13 protein-coding genes and 1 riboswitch are annotated in these 13,834 nt (G+C 71.6%); of the genes, 6 read left to right on the forward strand and 7 right to left on the reverse strand.

Features of this window, described 5'->3' with window-relative positions; translation table 11 throughout:
* The 3 genes from otsB to KUM38_RS16530 all read right to left on the reverse strand — a co-directional run.
* Positions 1-823: trehalose-phosphatase (gene otsB / locus KUM38_RS16520; RefSeq protein ID WP_217130135.1), on the reverse strand; the 823-nt coding region annotated here is incomplete at its 3' end.
* A gap of 60 nt (positions 824-883) precedes the next feature.
* Positions 884-2,290: a trehalose-6-phosphate synthase gene (locus KUM38_RS16525; RefSeq protein WP_217130136.1), complete on the reverse strand. Its 1,407-nt coding sequence runs from the start codon at positions 2,288-2,290 to the stop codon at positions 884-886.
* 59 nt (positions 2,291-2,349) lie between these two features.
* Positions 2,350-3,321: a glucosyl-3-phosphoglycerate synthase gene (locus tag KUM38_RS16530; protein WP_217130137.1), complete on the reverse strand. Its 972-nt coding sequence runs from the start codon at positions 3,319-3,321 to the stop codon at positions 2,350-2,352.
* A gap of 138 nt (positions 3,322-3,459) precedes the next feature.
* Positions 3,460-3,607, forward strand: a riboswitch (SAM riboswitch).
* 17 nt (positions 3,608-3,624) lie between these two features.
* Here KUM38_RS16530 and thrC point away from each other — a divergent pair.
* The 4 genes from thrC (at position 3,625) to groL (ending at position 7,888) form a co-directional block, all read left to right on the forward strand.
* On the forward strand, positions 3,625-4,923 hold the full coding sequence (thrC, locus tag KUM38_RS16535) for a threonine synthase (protein ID WP_217130138.1): 1,299 nt from the start codon (positions 3,625-3,627) through the stop codon (positions 4,921-4,923).
* A 108-nt stretch (positions 4,924-5,031) separates the two neighbouring features.
* Positions 5,032-5,307, forward strand: a complete 276-nt coding sequence (locus KUM38_RS16540; RefSeq protein ID WP_055625113.1) for a MoaD/ThiS family protein — start codon at positions 5,032-5,034, stop codon at positions 5,305-5,307.
* 430 nt (positions 5,308-5,737) lie between these two features.
* Positions 5,738-5,941 carry a cold-shock protein gene (locus tag KUM38_RS16545; protein ID WP_004929928.1) on the forward strand — a complete coding sequence of 68 codons (204 nt, stop codon included), beginning with the start codon at positions 5,738-5,740 and terminating at the stop codon, positions 5,939-5,941.
* 324 nt (positions 5,942-6,265) lie between these two features.
* Positions 6,266-7,888: a chaperonin GroEL gene (gene groL, locus KUM38_RS16550; RefSeq protein ID WP_217130139.1), complete on the forward strand. Its 1,623-nt coding sequence runs from the start codon at positions 6,266-6,268 to the stop codon at positions 7,886-7,888.
* A 25-nt stretch (positions 7,889-7,913) separates the two neighbouring features.
* Here groL and KUM38_RS16555 read toward each other — a convergent pair whose 3' ends face one another.
* Entirely contained in the window at positions 7,914-8,102 is a 189-nt protein-coding gene (locus tag KUM38_RS16555; RefSeq protein WP_217130140.1) for a hypothetical protein, read from the reverse strand.
* Between the two features lie 158 nt (positions 8,103-8,260).
* Here KUM38_RS16555 and KUM38_RS16560 point away from each other — a divergent pair, with 158 nt between their 5' ends.
* Positions 8,261-9,391, forward strand: coding sequence for an NADH:flavin oxidoreductase (locus KUM38_RS16560; RefSeq protein WP_217130141.1), 1,131 nt, complete (start codon positions 8,261-8,263; stop codon positions 9,389-9,391).
* Positions 9,392-9,555: 164 nt separating this feature from the next.
* Positions 9,556-11,043, forward strand: coding sequence for an MFS transporter (locus KUM38_RS16565; RefSeq protein ID WP_217130142.1), 1,488 nt, complete (start codon positions 9,556-9,558; stop codon positions 11,041-11,043).
* A gap of 91 nt (positions 11,044-11,134) precedes the next feature.
* Here the strand turns inward: KUM38_RS16565 and KUM38_RS16570 are convergent, their stop codons facing one another.
* The 3 genes from KUM38_RS16570 to KUM38_RS16580 all read right to left on the reverse strand — a co-directional run bounded on the left by KUM38_RS16570 (position 11,135) and on the right by KUM38_RS16580 (position 13,787).
* Positions 11,135-11,704, reverse strand: coding sequence for a hypothetical protein (locus tag KUM38_RS16570; RefSeq protein WP_217130143.1), 570 nt, complete (start codon positions 11,702-11,704; stop codon positions 11,135-11,137).
* A gap of 49 nt (positions 11,705-11,753) precedes the next feature.
* Positions 11,754-12,689, reverse strand: coding sequence for an N-acetylmuramic acid 6-phosphate etherase (gene murQ, locus KUM38_RS16575; RefSeq protein WP_217130144.1), 936 nt, complete (start codon positions 12,687-12,689; stop codon positions 11,754-11,756).
* A 126-nt stretch (positions 12,690-12,815) separates the two neighbouring features.
* The gene (locus KUM38_RS16580) at positions 12,816-13,787 is read right to left on the reverse strand and encodes a MurR/RpiR family transcriptional regulator (protein ID WP_308408981.1); all 972 of its coding nucleotides are present in this window, start codon (positions 13,785-13,787) and stop codon (positions 12,816-12,818) included.
* Positions 13,788-13,834: the final 47 nt, after the last annotated feature.

Here is a 13,834-nt window from a genome sequence, read left to right on the forward strand (position 1 = left end):
CCCCCGCCGGCCCGTCGACCACCACGTCCGCACGCTCCCGCAGCTCCGCGACCTCGTCGCTGCCGCTGCACACCAGCAGCCCCGGAGTGCCGGCGGAGCGGAGCTTGTCGACGGCCGTGTAGGCGGCGAGGTCGCCCAGGTCGTCCCCGGCGTAGAGGACCGACCCGGCGCCGATCTCGCGGGCGTACTCCAGCAGGGCGACGCCCTTGTCCATCCCGGGCGGGCGAAGCTCCAGGACCATGCGGCCGGGCTCGACGACGAGGCCGTGCCGGGTGGCGAGGTCGGTGAGCGGCTCGCGCAGGGCCTCGAACGCGGCCTGCGGATCGGTGGCCCGGCGGGTGTGGACCGCCACCGCCCGGCCGCCCTTCTCCTCGATCCACGTGCCCCGCCACGCGCCGACCCGGTCGAGCAGCCCCGGCAGTTCCGCGCGGGCGGCGGCGACACCGGGGTGCGGGGCGGGCGCGGTGACCGTGCCGGTGACGGCCTCCCAGCGCTCGGCGCCGTAGTGGCCGAGAACGACGAGGTGCTCCAGACCGGGGACGCCCGCGAAGCCTCCGTTCCGGACCGCGACCCCCGCCGGTCGGCCCGTGACGACGGCGACCGCGGCCACCTTCGGGGCGAGCGCGGCGAGTGCGGGCACCGCGTCGGGGTGCGCGCGGGCCTGCTCGGGGTCGGCCACGATCGGCGCGAGTGTTCCGTCGAAGTCGAGCCCGATCAGCGCCTTCCCCGGCCGGGAGAGAAGCGCGTCCAGCCCTTCCCGCCCGGCCTGCGTGGCGGGCGTCGGCGTGGCATTCGGGTCCGTGGAATCCGTATGGCTGGCCATACCGTCCAACCTATCCGCGCCCGCCCCCGCACACGCCTGTGTGACCGGCCATACCTCCGGTCAGCCGGACGTTCCGTCCCGCAGCGCCTCCAGCTGCTCCAGGAACCACCGCGCCGGGGGCAGCGCGGTCGCCGCCGCGGCCAGGCGCTTGGCGCGCTCGGCGCGTTCGCCCGGGCCCATCGCCAGGGCCTCGTGCAGGGCGCCGGCGGTCCCGACGACGTCGTACGGGTTGACCGTGAGCGCGTCCTCGCCCAGTTCCTCGTGGGCGCCCGCCTCCCGCGACAGCACCAGCGCGCAGCCCGCGTCGGAGACGACCGGGACCTCCTTGGCGACCAGGTTCATGCCGTCGCGGATCGGGTTGACCAGGGCCACGTCCGCCAGCCGGTACGCGGCGAGGGAGCGCGCGAAGTCGTCCTTGACGTGCAGGACGACCGGCCGCCAGCCCGGCGTGCCGTACCGCTCGTTGATGTCCTCCGCGACCCGCCGCACCTCGGCGGTGTAGTCGCGGTACACGGCGAGGTCCTGCCGGGAGGGGTAGGCGAACGCGACGTGCACGACGCGCTCGCGCCACTCGGGGTGGTCGTCCAGGAGCTGCCGGTACGCCAGCAGTCCGCGCACGATGTTCTTCGACAGCTCGGTCCGGTCGACCCGGACGATCGTCCGGCGCCCCGCGCCGATCTCCTCCCGGAGCGCGGTGATCCGCTCCTCGACGTCCGCCTCGTGGGCGCGGGCGCGCAGGAAGTCCGCGTCGGCGCCGAGGCCGTGCACCCCGATACGCGTCTCCCCGAGCCCGTCCGCGAACCGCTCGCAGCACGCGGTGAACGCGTCCGCCCAGCGGCGGGTGAGGAAGCCGAGCCGGTCGGCGCCGAGCATCCCGCGCAGCACCTGCCGCGCGATGTCGTCCGGCAGCAGCGCGAAGTACTCCGGCGGCGCCCACGGCGTGTGCGAGAAGTGGGCGATGCGCAGGTCGGGGCGGAGCTCGCGGAGCATCCCGGGGACGAGTGTCAGGTGGTAGTCCTGGACCAGCACCGCCGCGCCCCGTGCCGCCTCCTCGGCCAGCGCCTCGGCGAACGCCCGGTTGTAGGCCTCGTACGACGCCCACTGCCGGCGGAACTCCGCGTCGAAGACCGGCTCCAGCGGCGTCTGGTACAGCATGTGGTGCACGAACCACAGCACCGAGTTGGCGATCCCGTTGTACGCGTCCGCGTGCACGTCCGCCGGGATGTCCAGCATCCGCACGCCGTCCTCGCCGACTCCGCGCCGCACCGCCTCGCGGTCGCCGTCGGACAGCGCCGAGCACACCCACAGCGCCCCGGCGTCCGGCCCGATCGCCGACAGCCCGGACACCAGCCCGCCACCGCCCCGCCCGGTCCGCAGCGAACCGTCGTCCTCCACCGTGTACGAGACGGGCCCGCGATTCGACGCGACCAGCACCTGAGCACCCTGAGCAGCCTGCGTGACAGCCATAAACGTCAACCTAGCCCGGCCCCGGAGACCTCAAACGCACCTGATCGGCCGTATACGGGTCAGGCCACCCACCGCGCCTGGTACTCCGCGATCTCCGTCATCGGGGGCCGTTCCTCCGTGTCGACGGAGTACGTACGGGGCTCGAAGTTGTCGCCCGCCCGCTCGAACTGGGTGAGGGACGGCCGGATCAGATGGCCGCGGGCCAGGCGGAGCTGGGCGGTGCGGTAGATCGCGGCGGCCATCCGGCCGAGGGCCTGGCCGTCCTGGTGGCGGTGCTTGCGCACGCCGACGTCGACCTGGGCCAGGGCGTCCAGGCCCGCCAGGTGCAGGGCGTCGACCAGCATGCCGAGCTCGACGCCGTACCCGACCGGGAACGGGAGCTGCTCCAGCAGGCTCCGGCGGGCCGCGTACTCGCCGCCGAGCGGCTGGACGAAGCCGGCCAGCTGGGGCCAGTGCATGTTCAGCAGCGGACGGGCCATCAGCTCGGTGACCCGGCCGCCCTGACCGGCGGCGATCGTGCCGGAGGCGCGTCCGTCGGACACCGTGAGCGGGCGGTCGTACATGGCCTTGACCAGCTGCACGTCCGGCTCGGTGAGCAGCGGGCCGACGATGCCGGAGACGAAGTCGGAGGAGAACTCCCGCAGATCCGCGTCGACGAAGCACACGATGTCGCCGCGGGTGACCAGCAGGGAGCGCCACAGCACCTCGCCCTTGCCGGGCACCGCCGGTATCCGGGGCAGGATCGCGTCCCGATGCACCACGCGCGCGCCCGCCGCCGCCGCCACCTCGGCCGTGCGGTCGGTCGAGCCCGAGTCGACCACCACCACCTCGTCGACCAGGGGGACCTGGAGCACCAGGTCGTGCCGGATCACCGACACGATGTCGCCGACCGTCGCCTCCTCGTCGAGCGCGGGCAGCACCACGCTCACCGTCTGCCCCGTGGCACGCTTCGCCGCCAGGATCCGGTGGAGCGGGCGGTCGGCCACGGACCAGGAGCGGTCGATCAGCCAGCGCTCGACTTCTTCCAGCACGGTCCCGGGCTCCTCACTGGCCTGTGATCCATCTCGCGGTTCGGACGACTATCTCAACCATGCAGGCCTTCGGTTACAGTCTTGAACAACGCCGATGACCACCGCATGCCGGGGTCACCGCGCGGGACAACTGAACACCGCTCATCCAGAGGGGCAGAGGGACACGGCCCGATGAAGCCCCGGCAACCCTCCAGTCGGTTCTTGTCACACGGACGTGGCGAGGCTCCCGGCTAGGGAAGGTGCCAAATCCGTCTCACGGCGAGGTGCGTCGTGAGGAAGATGAGGAGAAAGGGCCTCGCCTCCATGGCTGTGCAGACCGTTGCAAGCACCACCGACTCCGCCGCCGCGAACTCCGTCGACCTGGGCCCCGCCGCCGCGCTCTCCTGCCGCGAATGCGGACACCGGGTCCCCCTCGGCCCCGTCTTCGCCTGCGAGGAGTGTTTCGGCCCGCTGGAGATCGCGTACGACTTCTCGGCCCACGACACCGAGGAGCTCCGCAAGCGGATCGAGGCGGGACCCGCGAACATCTGGCGCTACGCGCCGCTGCTGCCCGTCCCGGCGGACGTGGCGACCAAGCCGAACCTGAACCCCGGCTGGACCAAGCTCGTCCAGGCCGACAACCTCGCGCGTGAGCTGGGCGTCGACGCCGGCAAGCTGTTCGTCAAGGACGACTCCGGCAACCCGACGCACTCCTTCAAGGACCGCGTCGTCGCCCAGGCCATCGAGGCCGCCCGCGCCTTCGGCTTCACCACCCTCTCCTGCTCCTCCACCGGCAACCTCGCCGGCGCGGTGGGCGCCGCCGCGGCCCGTGCCGGGTTCCGGTCCTGCGTGTTCATCCCGCACGACCTGGAGCAGGGCAAGGTCGTCATGGCCGCCGTCTACGGCGGTGAGCTCGTCGGCATCGAGGGCAACTACGACGACGTGAACCGGTTCTGCTCCGAGCTGATCGGCGACCCGGCCGGCGAGGGCTGGGGCTTCGTCAACGTCAACCTGCGGCCGTACTACGCGGAGGGGTCGAAGACCCTCGCGTACGAGATCTGCGAGCAGCTCGGCTGGCGGCTGCCGGACCAGATCGTCGTCCCGATCGCGTCCGGCTCGCAGCTCACGAAGATCGACAAGGGGCTGCAGGAGCTGATCAAGCTCGGCCTGGTCGAGGACAAGCCGTACAAGATCTTCGGTGCGCAGGCCGAGGGGTGCTCGCCGGTGTCCACCGCGTACAAGGCGGGGCACGACGTCGTACGTCCGCAGAAGCCGGACACGATCGCCAAGTCGCTGGCGATCGGGAACCCGGCGGACGGGCCGTACGTCCTGGACATCGCCCGTCGCACCGGGGGCGCGGTGGAGGACGTCACGGACGAGCAGATCGTCGACGCGATCAAGCTGCTCGCGCGCACGGAGGGGATCTTCGCGGAGACCGCGGGGGGTGTGACCGTGGGGGTCACCAGGAAGCTGCTCGAGAGCGGGGCGCTCGACCCGTCCTTGAGCACCGTCGTGCTCAACACCGGGGACGGCCTGAAGACGCTGGACGCGGTCGCCGGTACGGGGATGACCGCGACCATCCGTCCCAATCTGGAGTCGTTCCGTGAGGCCGGGCTCGGCTGAGTCGTTCCGTCTGCCTGCCCGTCGCGGCTGGCCGCGCCCACGCGGCGGCAGTCGCACATCACCACAGCCCCGCGCCCCTAGGGTGTCGTCCTTCCCGGAGGTTTCAAAGTGAGCGTCACCGTTCGTATCCCTACCATCCTGCGTACCTACACCGGTGGGCAGGCCGAGGTCGCCGCCGAGGGGGCCACCCTCGCCGAGGTCATCTCGGACCTGGAGAAGAACCACACCGGGATCGCCGCCCGGGTGCTGGACGACCAGGGCAAGCTGCGGCGGTTCGTGAACGTCTACGTCAACGACGACGACGTGCGGTTCGAGCAGGGGCTCGAGACGGCCACCCCGGACGGGGCCGGCGTGTCGATCATTCCGGCGGTGGCCGGCGGCTGATCATTACCTTCGGTAATGACGGTTACCGAGTGTTTGGGTCATTGCCCCCTCCGTGAGAGAAGCGGAGGGGGCAATTCCATGGGATTGAGCGCGGTAGAGTTGGGGAACGCGCTCCCGGTCCACTGATCGGAAACACTGAATTCCTGCCGCGGGCCCGACTGGATGTAGCCAAAGTATCGGCCCCTTTCGCGGCATTTGTGACCTTTGTGTGGCCCGACTTGCCCTGGATTCAGGCGAATTCTCGCCACATTCCGGACCGGCGTCGTCCAGATTTCTCGTCCGACTGACCTGTTGCAGACGGCAGTTGGACAGATACATTCAGCCGCGGTCGACGCGTTCCGGCGCACGCCCCCAACCATTGGGGGGTGAGGTCTGACCCGGATCCGCGAAGTGCGGATCCGTGCAAGGGCCAGTAATAGGGGAGTTAGGCATGGCTCAGGGCACCGTCAAGTGGTTCAACGCGGAGAAGGGGTACGGCTTCATCGCGGTCGACGGTGGTGCGGATGTTTTCGTCCACTACAGCGCGATCCAGATGGACGGCTACCGCACCCTCGAAGAAGGCCAGCGGGTCGAGTTCGAGATCTCGCAGGGTCAGAAGGGCCCGCAGGCCGACATGGTTCGTCTCAGCGCCTGAACGCGCTATCAGCCGCAAGCATCTTCTGCCGACGAAGGGCCCGCACCTCCCGGGGTGCGGGCCCTTCGCCGTGCCCGGGGGTGGTGCGCGGCGGTGTTCGCGTGCGGCTGAGCACCCCGCGACTCCCCGAAGGCGCTTGCACTCGCATGGGTCGAGTGCTAATCATTGCGTTAGCACTCTGAAGGTGAGAGTGACAACGAAGGACCGGGTCGGTGAGGCCCGCGGGCCGTGTGGGGCAAGGAACCACGGGGCCGGCGAGCCGTCCGTCGCGGGCGCGGGCGCGGTCCGAAGGAATCACCCCCAGTCCTGGAGGGACCACTTCACATGGCCAAGATCATCGCGTTCGACGAGGAGGCGCGGCGCGGCCTCGAGCGCGGCATGAACCAGCTCGCGGACGCCGTCAAGGTGACGCTCGGCCCCAAGGGCCGCAACGTCGTCCTCGAGAAGAAGTGGGGCGCCCCCACGATCACCAACGATGGTGTCTCCATCGCCAAGGAGATCGAGCTCGAGGACCCGTACGAGAAGATCGGCGCCGAGCTGGTCAAGGAAGTCGCCAAGAAGACGGACGACGTCGCCGGTGACGGTACGACCACCGCGACCGTCCTCGCCCAGGCCCTGGTGCGCGAGGGTCTGCGCAACGTGGCCGCCGGCGCCAACCCGATGGCTCTGAAGCGCGGCATCGAGAAGGCCGTCGAGGCCGTCTCCGGCGCCCTGCTCGAGCAGGCGAAGGATGTCGAGACCAAGGAGCAGATCGCCTCCACGGCCTCCATCTCCGCCGCCGACACCCAGATCGGCGAGCTCATCGCCGAGGCGATGGACAAGGTCGGCAAGGAAGGCGTCATCACCGTCGAGGAGTCCCAGACCTTCGGTCTGGAGCTGGAGCTCACCGAGGGTATGCGCTTCGACAAGGGCTACATCTCGGCGTACTTCGCCACCGACATGGAGCGTATGGAGGCCGTCCTCGACGACCCGTACATCCTGATCGCGAACTCCAAGATCTCCAACGTCAAGGACCTGCTCCCGCTCCTGGAGAAGGTCATGCAGTCGGGCAAGCCGCTGCTGATCATCGCCGAGGACGTCGAGGGCGAGGCCCTGTCGACCCTGGTCGTCAACAAGATCCGCGGCACCTTCAAGTCCGTCGCCGTCAAGGCCCCGGGCTTCGGCGACCGCCGCAAGGCCATGCTCGGCGACATCGCCATCCTCACGGGCGGCGAGGTCATCTCCGAGGAGGTCGGCCTCAAGCTGGAGAACGCGACGCTCGACCTGCTGGGCAAGGCCCGCAAGGTCGTCATCACCAAGGACGAGACCACCATCGTCGACGGTGCCGGCTCGGCCGACCAGGTCCAGGGCCGCGTGAACCAGATCCGCGCCGAGATCGAGAACAGCGACTCGGACTACGACCGCGAGAAGCTGCAGGAGCGCCTGGCGAAGCTCGCCGGCGGTGTCGCGGTCATCAAGGCCGGTGCCGCCACCGAGGTGGAGCTCAAGGAGCGCAAGCACCGCATCGAGGACGCCGTCCGCAACGCGAAGGCCGCCGTCGAGGAGGGCATCGTCGCCGGTGGTGGCGTGGCCCTGCTGCAGGCCTCCCAGGTCTTCGAGAAGCTGGAGCTCGAGGGCGACGAGGCCACCGGTGCCGCCGCCGTCAAGCTGGCGCTCGAGGCCCCGCTGAAGCAGATCGCCGTCAACGCCGGCCTCGAGGGCGGTGTCGTGGTGGAGAAGGTGCGCAACCTGACCCCGGGCCACGGCCTGAACGCCGCGACCGGCGAGTACGTCGACCTGGTCAAGGAAGGCATCATCGACCCGGCCAAGGTGACGCGCTCCGCGCTGCAGAACGCCGCGTCGATCGCCGCGCTGTTCCTCACCACCGAGGCCGTCATCGCCGACAAGCCGGAGAAGGCCGCGGCCCCGGCCGGCGGCGGCATGCCGGGCGGTGACATGGACTTCTGATCCTTCCGAGGATCGGATCCGTCCGTCACGTACCGAGGGCGGCACCCCCTGTTCCGACAGGGGGTGCCGCCCTCGGGCGTTTCAGGCGGCGCACCACGGTCCGCCCGACGAGCCGGGCACCGCGGGCCGCCGCGGCCCCGTCGGCGAGCGCGCCGACCCACGCCGGCCCGTCCTCGTCCGCGTACAGGCCGAAGCGCAGCAGGCGTGTCCTCATCGGGTGGCCGTACCCCGGTGCGCAGGAAGACGTTTCGTGACCGGAGTCACATCCGGGCTCCGAGCGGGAATGCCTCCACCCGCTTCCCGGTTGCCGTCGTACGTGCATTTAATGCACGTACACATACCGACCGGTATTCGAAGCAGAGGAGCCCCCACGTGACCATCGCCTCCCCGGACACCGCCCTCCGAGCGGCCGCGATTCTCTCCCGGCCCACCACGATCAACGGCCTGACCGTCCCCAACCGCATCGCCATGGCGCCGATGACCCGGATGTTCTCGCCGGGCGGTGTTCCCGGCGAGGACGTCGTGTCGTACTACTCCCGTCGTGCCGCGGCCGGTGTCGGGCTGATCGTCACCGAGGGGACGTACGTGGGGCACGAGTCGGCCGGGCAGAGCGACCGGGTGCCGCGGTTCCACGGGGAGGAGCAGCTCGCGGGCTGGGCGAAGGTCGCCGAGGCGGTGCACGCGGCGGGCGGCACGATCGTGCCGCAGCTCTGGCACATCGGCATGGTCCGCGAGCAGGGCCAGGCGCCGTACCCGGACGCCCCGGCGATCGGCCCGTCCGGGGTGCGCACGGACGGCACCGAGGGCAAGGGCGAGGCGATGACGCAGGCCGACATCGACGACGTCGTCGCCGCGTTCGCCCGGGCGGCCGCCGACGCCGAGCGCATCGGCTTCGACGGCGTGGAACTGCACGGCGCCCACGGCTACCTCATCGACCAGTTCCTGTGGTCCGGCACCAACCGCCGCACCGACGCCTACGGCGGTGACCCGGTGGCCCGCGCGACGTTCGCGGCGGAGGTCGTGGCGGCGGTGCGCGCCGCCGTGTCGCCCGAGTTCCCGGTGATCTTCCGCTACTCGCAGTGGAAGCAGGACGCCTACGACGCCCGGCTCGCCGGGACGCCCCAGGAGCTGGAGGCGATCCTCGCCCCGCTCGCCGCGGCCGGTGTCGACGCCTTCCACGCGTCCACGCGCCGCTACTGGCTGCCGGAGTTCGAGGACTCCGACCTCAACCTGGCCGGCTGGACGAAGAAGCTGACCGGGAAGCCCGCCATCACGGTCGGCTCGGTCGGCCTGAACGGCGAGTTCTCCAAGGCGTTCCAGGGGGAGGGCGCCGAGCTCGGCAGCCTCGACAACCTGCTCGACCGGATGGAGCGGGACGAGTTCGACCTTGTCGCCGTGGGCCGCGCGCTGCTCCAGGACCCGGAGTGGGCGGCCAAGGTGCTGGCCGGCCGCTTCGACGAGCTGACGCCCTACGAGGCGGCGTCCCTGCAGACGCTGAGCTGAGCCGGCCGGCCCCGGCGGAGTGGTGCGGCGCCCCCCGGCCGAGGGGGCGCCGCACCGTCGTGTGTGTCATCCCCTCGTCACCCCCTTTTAACTTGCTTAAGTCAATCAATCGCCATAAGGTTGCCTGAGTCAAGTAGACCTGAGTCGTCACGGAGATCTCCCTCATGTCCGACGCGCCCGCCCGATCCGACACGACCGGCACCGCCGCGCCGCCCAAGACCGGTGCCGTGGTGCCCGTACTGGCCTTCAGCGGCATCGTGGTCTCGCTGATGCAGACCCTGGTGATCCCGATCGTGGGACAGCTGCCGCAGTACCTGGACGCCTCGGCGTCGGACACCGCCTGGGCCATCACCGCCACCCTGCTCGCGGCGGCCGTCGCCACCCCGGTCATGGGCCGGCTCGGCGACATGCACGGCAAGCGCCGCATGCTGCTGGTCAGCATGACCATGCTGGTGATCGGTTCCGTGGTCGCGGGACTCAGCGACTCCCTGGTCCCGATGATCGTCGGCCGGGCCCTGCAGGGCCTGTCGTCCGGCGTGATCCCGCTCGGCATCAGCATCCTGCGCGACGAACTGCCCGCGGAGAAGCTCGGCTCGGCCACCGCGATGATCAGCGCCTCGCTCGGCGTCGGCGGCGCCCTCGGCCTGCCCGCCGCCGCACTGATCGCCGACAACTTCGACTGGCACGCGCTGTTCTGGACCTCCGCCGCCCTCGGCGTCGTCGCCCTGGTCCTGGTGCTGGCCCTCGTACCGGAGTCGAAGGTGCGCACCGGCGGACGGTTCGACCTGGCCGGCGCGGCCGGCATGGCGGCCGGACTCGTCTGCCTGCTGCTGGCGATCTCCAAGGGCGCCGACTGGGGCTGGGGGAGCGGCACCACCCTCGGCCTGTTCGTGGCGGCCGTGGTCGTCCTGCTGGGCTGGGGCTTCTTCGAACTGCGCGTCGACCAGCCGCTGGTGGACCTGCGCACCACCGCCCGCCCCCAGGTGCTGATCACCAACCTCGCCTCGGTGGCGATCGGCTTCGGCATGTTCTCCATGTCCCTGGTCATCCCGCAGCTGCTCCAGCTGCCCGAGCGGACCGGCTACGGCCTCGGCCAGTCCCTGCTCGCCGCCGGACTGGTCATGGCCCCGTCCGGCCTGGTGATGATGGCGTTGGCCCCCGTCTCCGCGCTGGTCTCCCGCGCCAAGGGCCCGAAGGTGACGCTGATGATCGGCGCCCTGATCGTGGCCGCCGGCTACGGCCTGAACGTCCTGCTCATGAGCGAGGTCTGGCACTTCGTGCTGGCGTCCTGCGTCATCGGCGCCGGCATCGGCTTCACCTACGGCGCGATGCCCGCCCTCATCATGGGCGCGGTGCCCGCCTCCGAGACCGGCGCCGCCAACAGCCTCAACACCCTGATGCGCTCCATCGGCACCTCCGTCGCCAGCGCCGTCGCCGGTGTCGTACTGGCGCAGATGACCACGCGGTTCGGCCCGTACGCGCTGCCCGGCGAGGACGGCTTCCGCACCGTCCTGGCGCTCGGCGCCGGGGCCGCGCTCATCGGCTTCGCCATCGCCGCGTTCATCCCGCGGCAGCGTCCGGCGGCCCCGGACACGGCGGCCGCCGGCGAACCCGTCCGGCCGGCCACGGAGGCCTCCGCGGCGCAGGCGTAGGCGTAGGCGCGTCCGCGTGACCACCGGCCGCCGCCCGGACGTGGGTCCGGGCGGCGGCCACTCCGAGTACTACATGGTGCCCATCGGCGTACTACATGGTGCCCATCGGCTCGATGTCCACCCGCACCGGCGTCCCCCACACGCGCAGCACCTCGTAGTCGGTGAACTCGTGCACGATCCGGTACGCCATGGCCGGACGGGGCCCGCGCCGCTGCGCCGCGATGTACAGCTCCGCCTCGCGCCGGTCCCGGCGCGGGGTGCCGCACAGCTGCCAGGTCTGGCCGTTCCACAGCTCCGGCAGCCAGCGCTGCTGCGGCTGCGGCCGGTCCTCGCGCACCCCGTACCGGGACGGCGTGGGCTCGGCGGGCCGGGCCTGCGGGGCGGGACCGTTGAACTCGGCGCGGCGGGCGGCGCGGCGCCGGGTCTCGCAGAGCAGGCACAGGTCCGGGGCGCTCTCGTCGACCGGTCCCGTCGGGTGCTCGGCGCAGCGCGTGCTGGGCGCGGCCGTGGTGACGCTCTCCTCCAGCAGGTCCAGGGCCCGCCGCAGGTCGTCCTTCACTTCGTGCAGCCGGGCGTCAGGGGTGTCGGCGGACAGCGCCTCGCCGTGCTCCCCGAGCACGCGCAGGGCGCGGCCCAGGGCGGTGAGCTGCGCGTGGTTCATGGTTCGTCTCCGGGTCGGGTGCTCTCCAGTATCCGCCCACGGGCTTCCTTCACTCCCGCGCCCTGGTGAGAGCCGCGCGCAGGTGGCCGTCGGACTCCGCGAGGAGGCGGGCGGCCGTCGGGCCGTCGACGTCGGCCAGGATGACCAGGATCGCGTGCTTGACCTCGCCGTCCGTGGCGGTCAGGGCGCGCTCGACGACGTCGTCCGCCGCGCCCGTAGCCTGCGCGACGATGCGGCGGGAACGGGCGCGCAGCTTCTCGTTGGAGGCGCGCACGTCGACCATCAGGTTCCCGTACGTCTTGCCCAGCCGGATCATCGTGATCGTCGACAGCATGTTCAGCACCAGCTTCTGCGCCGTACCGGCCTTCAGGCGCGTGGAGCCGGTGAGGAACTCCGGGCCGACGACGACCTCGATGCCGTGCTCGGCCTCCGCCGCCAGCGCGCTGCCCCGGTTGCAGGCCAGCCCCACGGTGAGGGCGCCGCGCGCGCGGGCGTACGCGACGGCGCCGAGCGCGTACGGGGTGCGGCCGGAGGCGGAGACCCCGACCACCGTGTCGTCGGCGGTCAGCTCCAGCGCGGCCAGGTCGGACTCGGCCAGCTCGCGCGAGTCCTCGGCGCCCTCCACCGAGGTGACCAAGGCGTCGGGGCCGCCTGCGATCAGGCCGACGACCCGTGCCGGGTCGGTGTTGAAGGTGGGCGGGCACTCGGAGGCGTCCAGCACCCCGAGCCGGCCGGCGGTGCCGGCGCCCGCGTAGACCAGCCGCCCGCCGCGGGCCATCCGCTCGGCGACGGCGTCGATCGCGGCGGCGATCACCGGTACCTGTTCGGCCACGGCACCGGCCACGGTGGCGTCCTCGCCGTTCATCAGCCGCGCGATGTCGAGGGTGGGCAACCGGTCGACGTCCGCCAGCTCGGGCCGGTACGCCTCGGTGGTGAGCGTCTCCAACTGGGCGCGGACGTCGCGGTGGTGGGAAGCAGAAGGCATGGGTGACTTTCCGATTCGGGGTGGGACGGCTTACCCAGGGGCGCGGGACTGTGCTGGACGTGCGACTGCCGCCGCGTGCGCGCGATCGACCACGGACCACCCGCGGACGACCGTGACGATCGACTCCTACGGTCCCCTCCGAGCGGCCCGGTGCCGGTGCGCCAACGCCTCGTACGACGCGGACAGCGCCGGCGCCGCCGACTCGTACGTCCGTTGGGCGACCCCCACGAACAGGCAGTCCACCACCAGCAGTTGCCCCGTCCGGGAGGACATCGCGGCCGGCCGCAGCTCGCTCTCGCGGGCCGTGGACGTGGTCAGGACGTGGTCGGCGTACTGCGTGACGGGGCTGTCCGGGCGGCCGGTGACCGCCACCGTCGTCGCCCCGTGCTCGAAGGCGACCCGGAGGGGTTCGATGACGTCCCCGGTCGACCCGGAGTGCGTGACGGCGATCGCCACGTCCCCCGGACGCAGCTGCACCGCGTTGGTGACGGCGAGGTGCGGGTCGCTGTGGGCGTGCGCCAGCAGGCCTATGCGCAGGAGTTTCTGGGTGAGGTCCTGGGCGACGAGCCCCGACGCGCCGACGCCGTACACATCGGTGCGGCGGGCGCCGGCCAGGGCGGTCACGGCCGCCGCGAGCTGGACGGTGTCCAGTCCGGCCGCGGTGTCGGCGAGGGTCTGCTGCTCGTCGTAGGCGAGTTTCGCCACGACGTCGGCTATGGGGTCGTCCACCGCGATGTCGGTGGTGATGGCGGGCGCGCGGCCGGACTGCTGCTGGGCGGCGAGACCGGCCAGCGCCAGCCGCAGATCGCGGTAGCCGGGGTAGCCGAGCAGGCGGGCGGTGCGGACGACGGTGGCCTCGCTGGTGCCGGTGAGTTCGGCGAGTCCGGTGACCGTGAGGGCCGCGCAGCCGGCCGGGTCGTCGGCGACGGCCTCGGCGACCCGCTGCATGGAACGGGTCATCGACGGAGCCAGCGTGCGGACCTTGGCCGCCAGGGCGGCGGGCGCGGGAGGGGCGGGCGCGCCGCCGCCCGTGCCCGGAGCGCCCGGGCCGCCCGGCCCGCGCCCGCTCGCGAAAATTTCCTTCACTTCATCGGTCACAGTGTGAAAGATATTTTCGTTCCGGTCGTACGGTCAAGAGTGCGCAC

It is taken from the genome of Streptomyces sp. AC558_RSS880 (assembly GCF_019049255.1).
Classification (GTDB): Bacteria; Actinomycetota; Actinomycetes; order Streptomycetales; family Streptomycetaceae; genus Streptomyces.

Excerpts from the sequence above, each read along its gene's own strand:
- groL (WP_217130139.1), top strand. The coding sequence starts at position 6,266 with ATGGCCAAGATCATCGCGTTCGACGAGGAGGCGCGGCGCGGCCTCGAG.
- KUM38_RS16565 (WP_217130142.1), top strand. The coding sequence starts at position 9,556 with ATGTCCGACGCGCCCGCCCGATCCGACACGACCGGCACCGCCGCGCCG.
- thrC (WP_217130138.1), top strand. The coding sequence starts at position 3,625 with ATGGCTGTGCAGACCGTTGCAAGCACCACCGACTCCGCCGCCGCGAAC.
- KUM38_RS16525 (WP_217130136.1), bottom strand. The coding sequence starts at position 2,290 with ATGGCTGTCACGCAGGCTGCTCAGGGTGCTCAGGTGCTGGTCGCGTCG.
- murQ (WP_217130144.1), bottom strand. The coding sequence starts at position 12,689 with ATGCCTTCTGCTTCCCACCACCGCGACGTCCGCGCCCAGTTGGAGACG.
- KUM38_RS16570 (WP_217130143.1), bottom strand. The coding sequence starts at position 11,704 with ATGAACCACGCGCAGCTCACCGCCCTGGGCCGCGCCCTGCGCGTGCTC.
- KUM38_RS16555 (WP_217130140.1), bottom strand. The coding sequence starts at position 8,102 with ATGAGGACACGCCTGCTGCGCTTCGGCCTGTACGCGGACGAGGACGGG.
- KUM38_RS16545 (WP_004929928.1), top strand. The coding sequence starts at position 5,738 with ATGGCTCAGGGCACCGTCAAGTGGTTCAACGCGGAGAAGGGGTACGGC.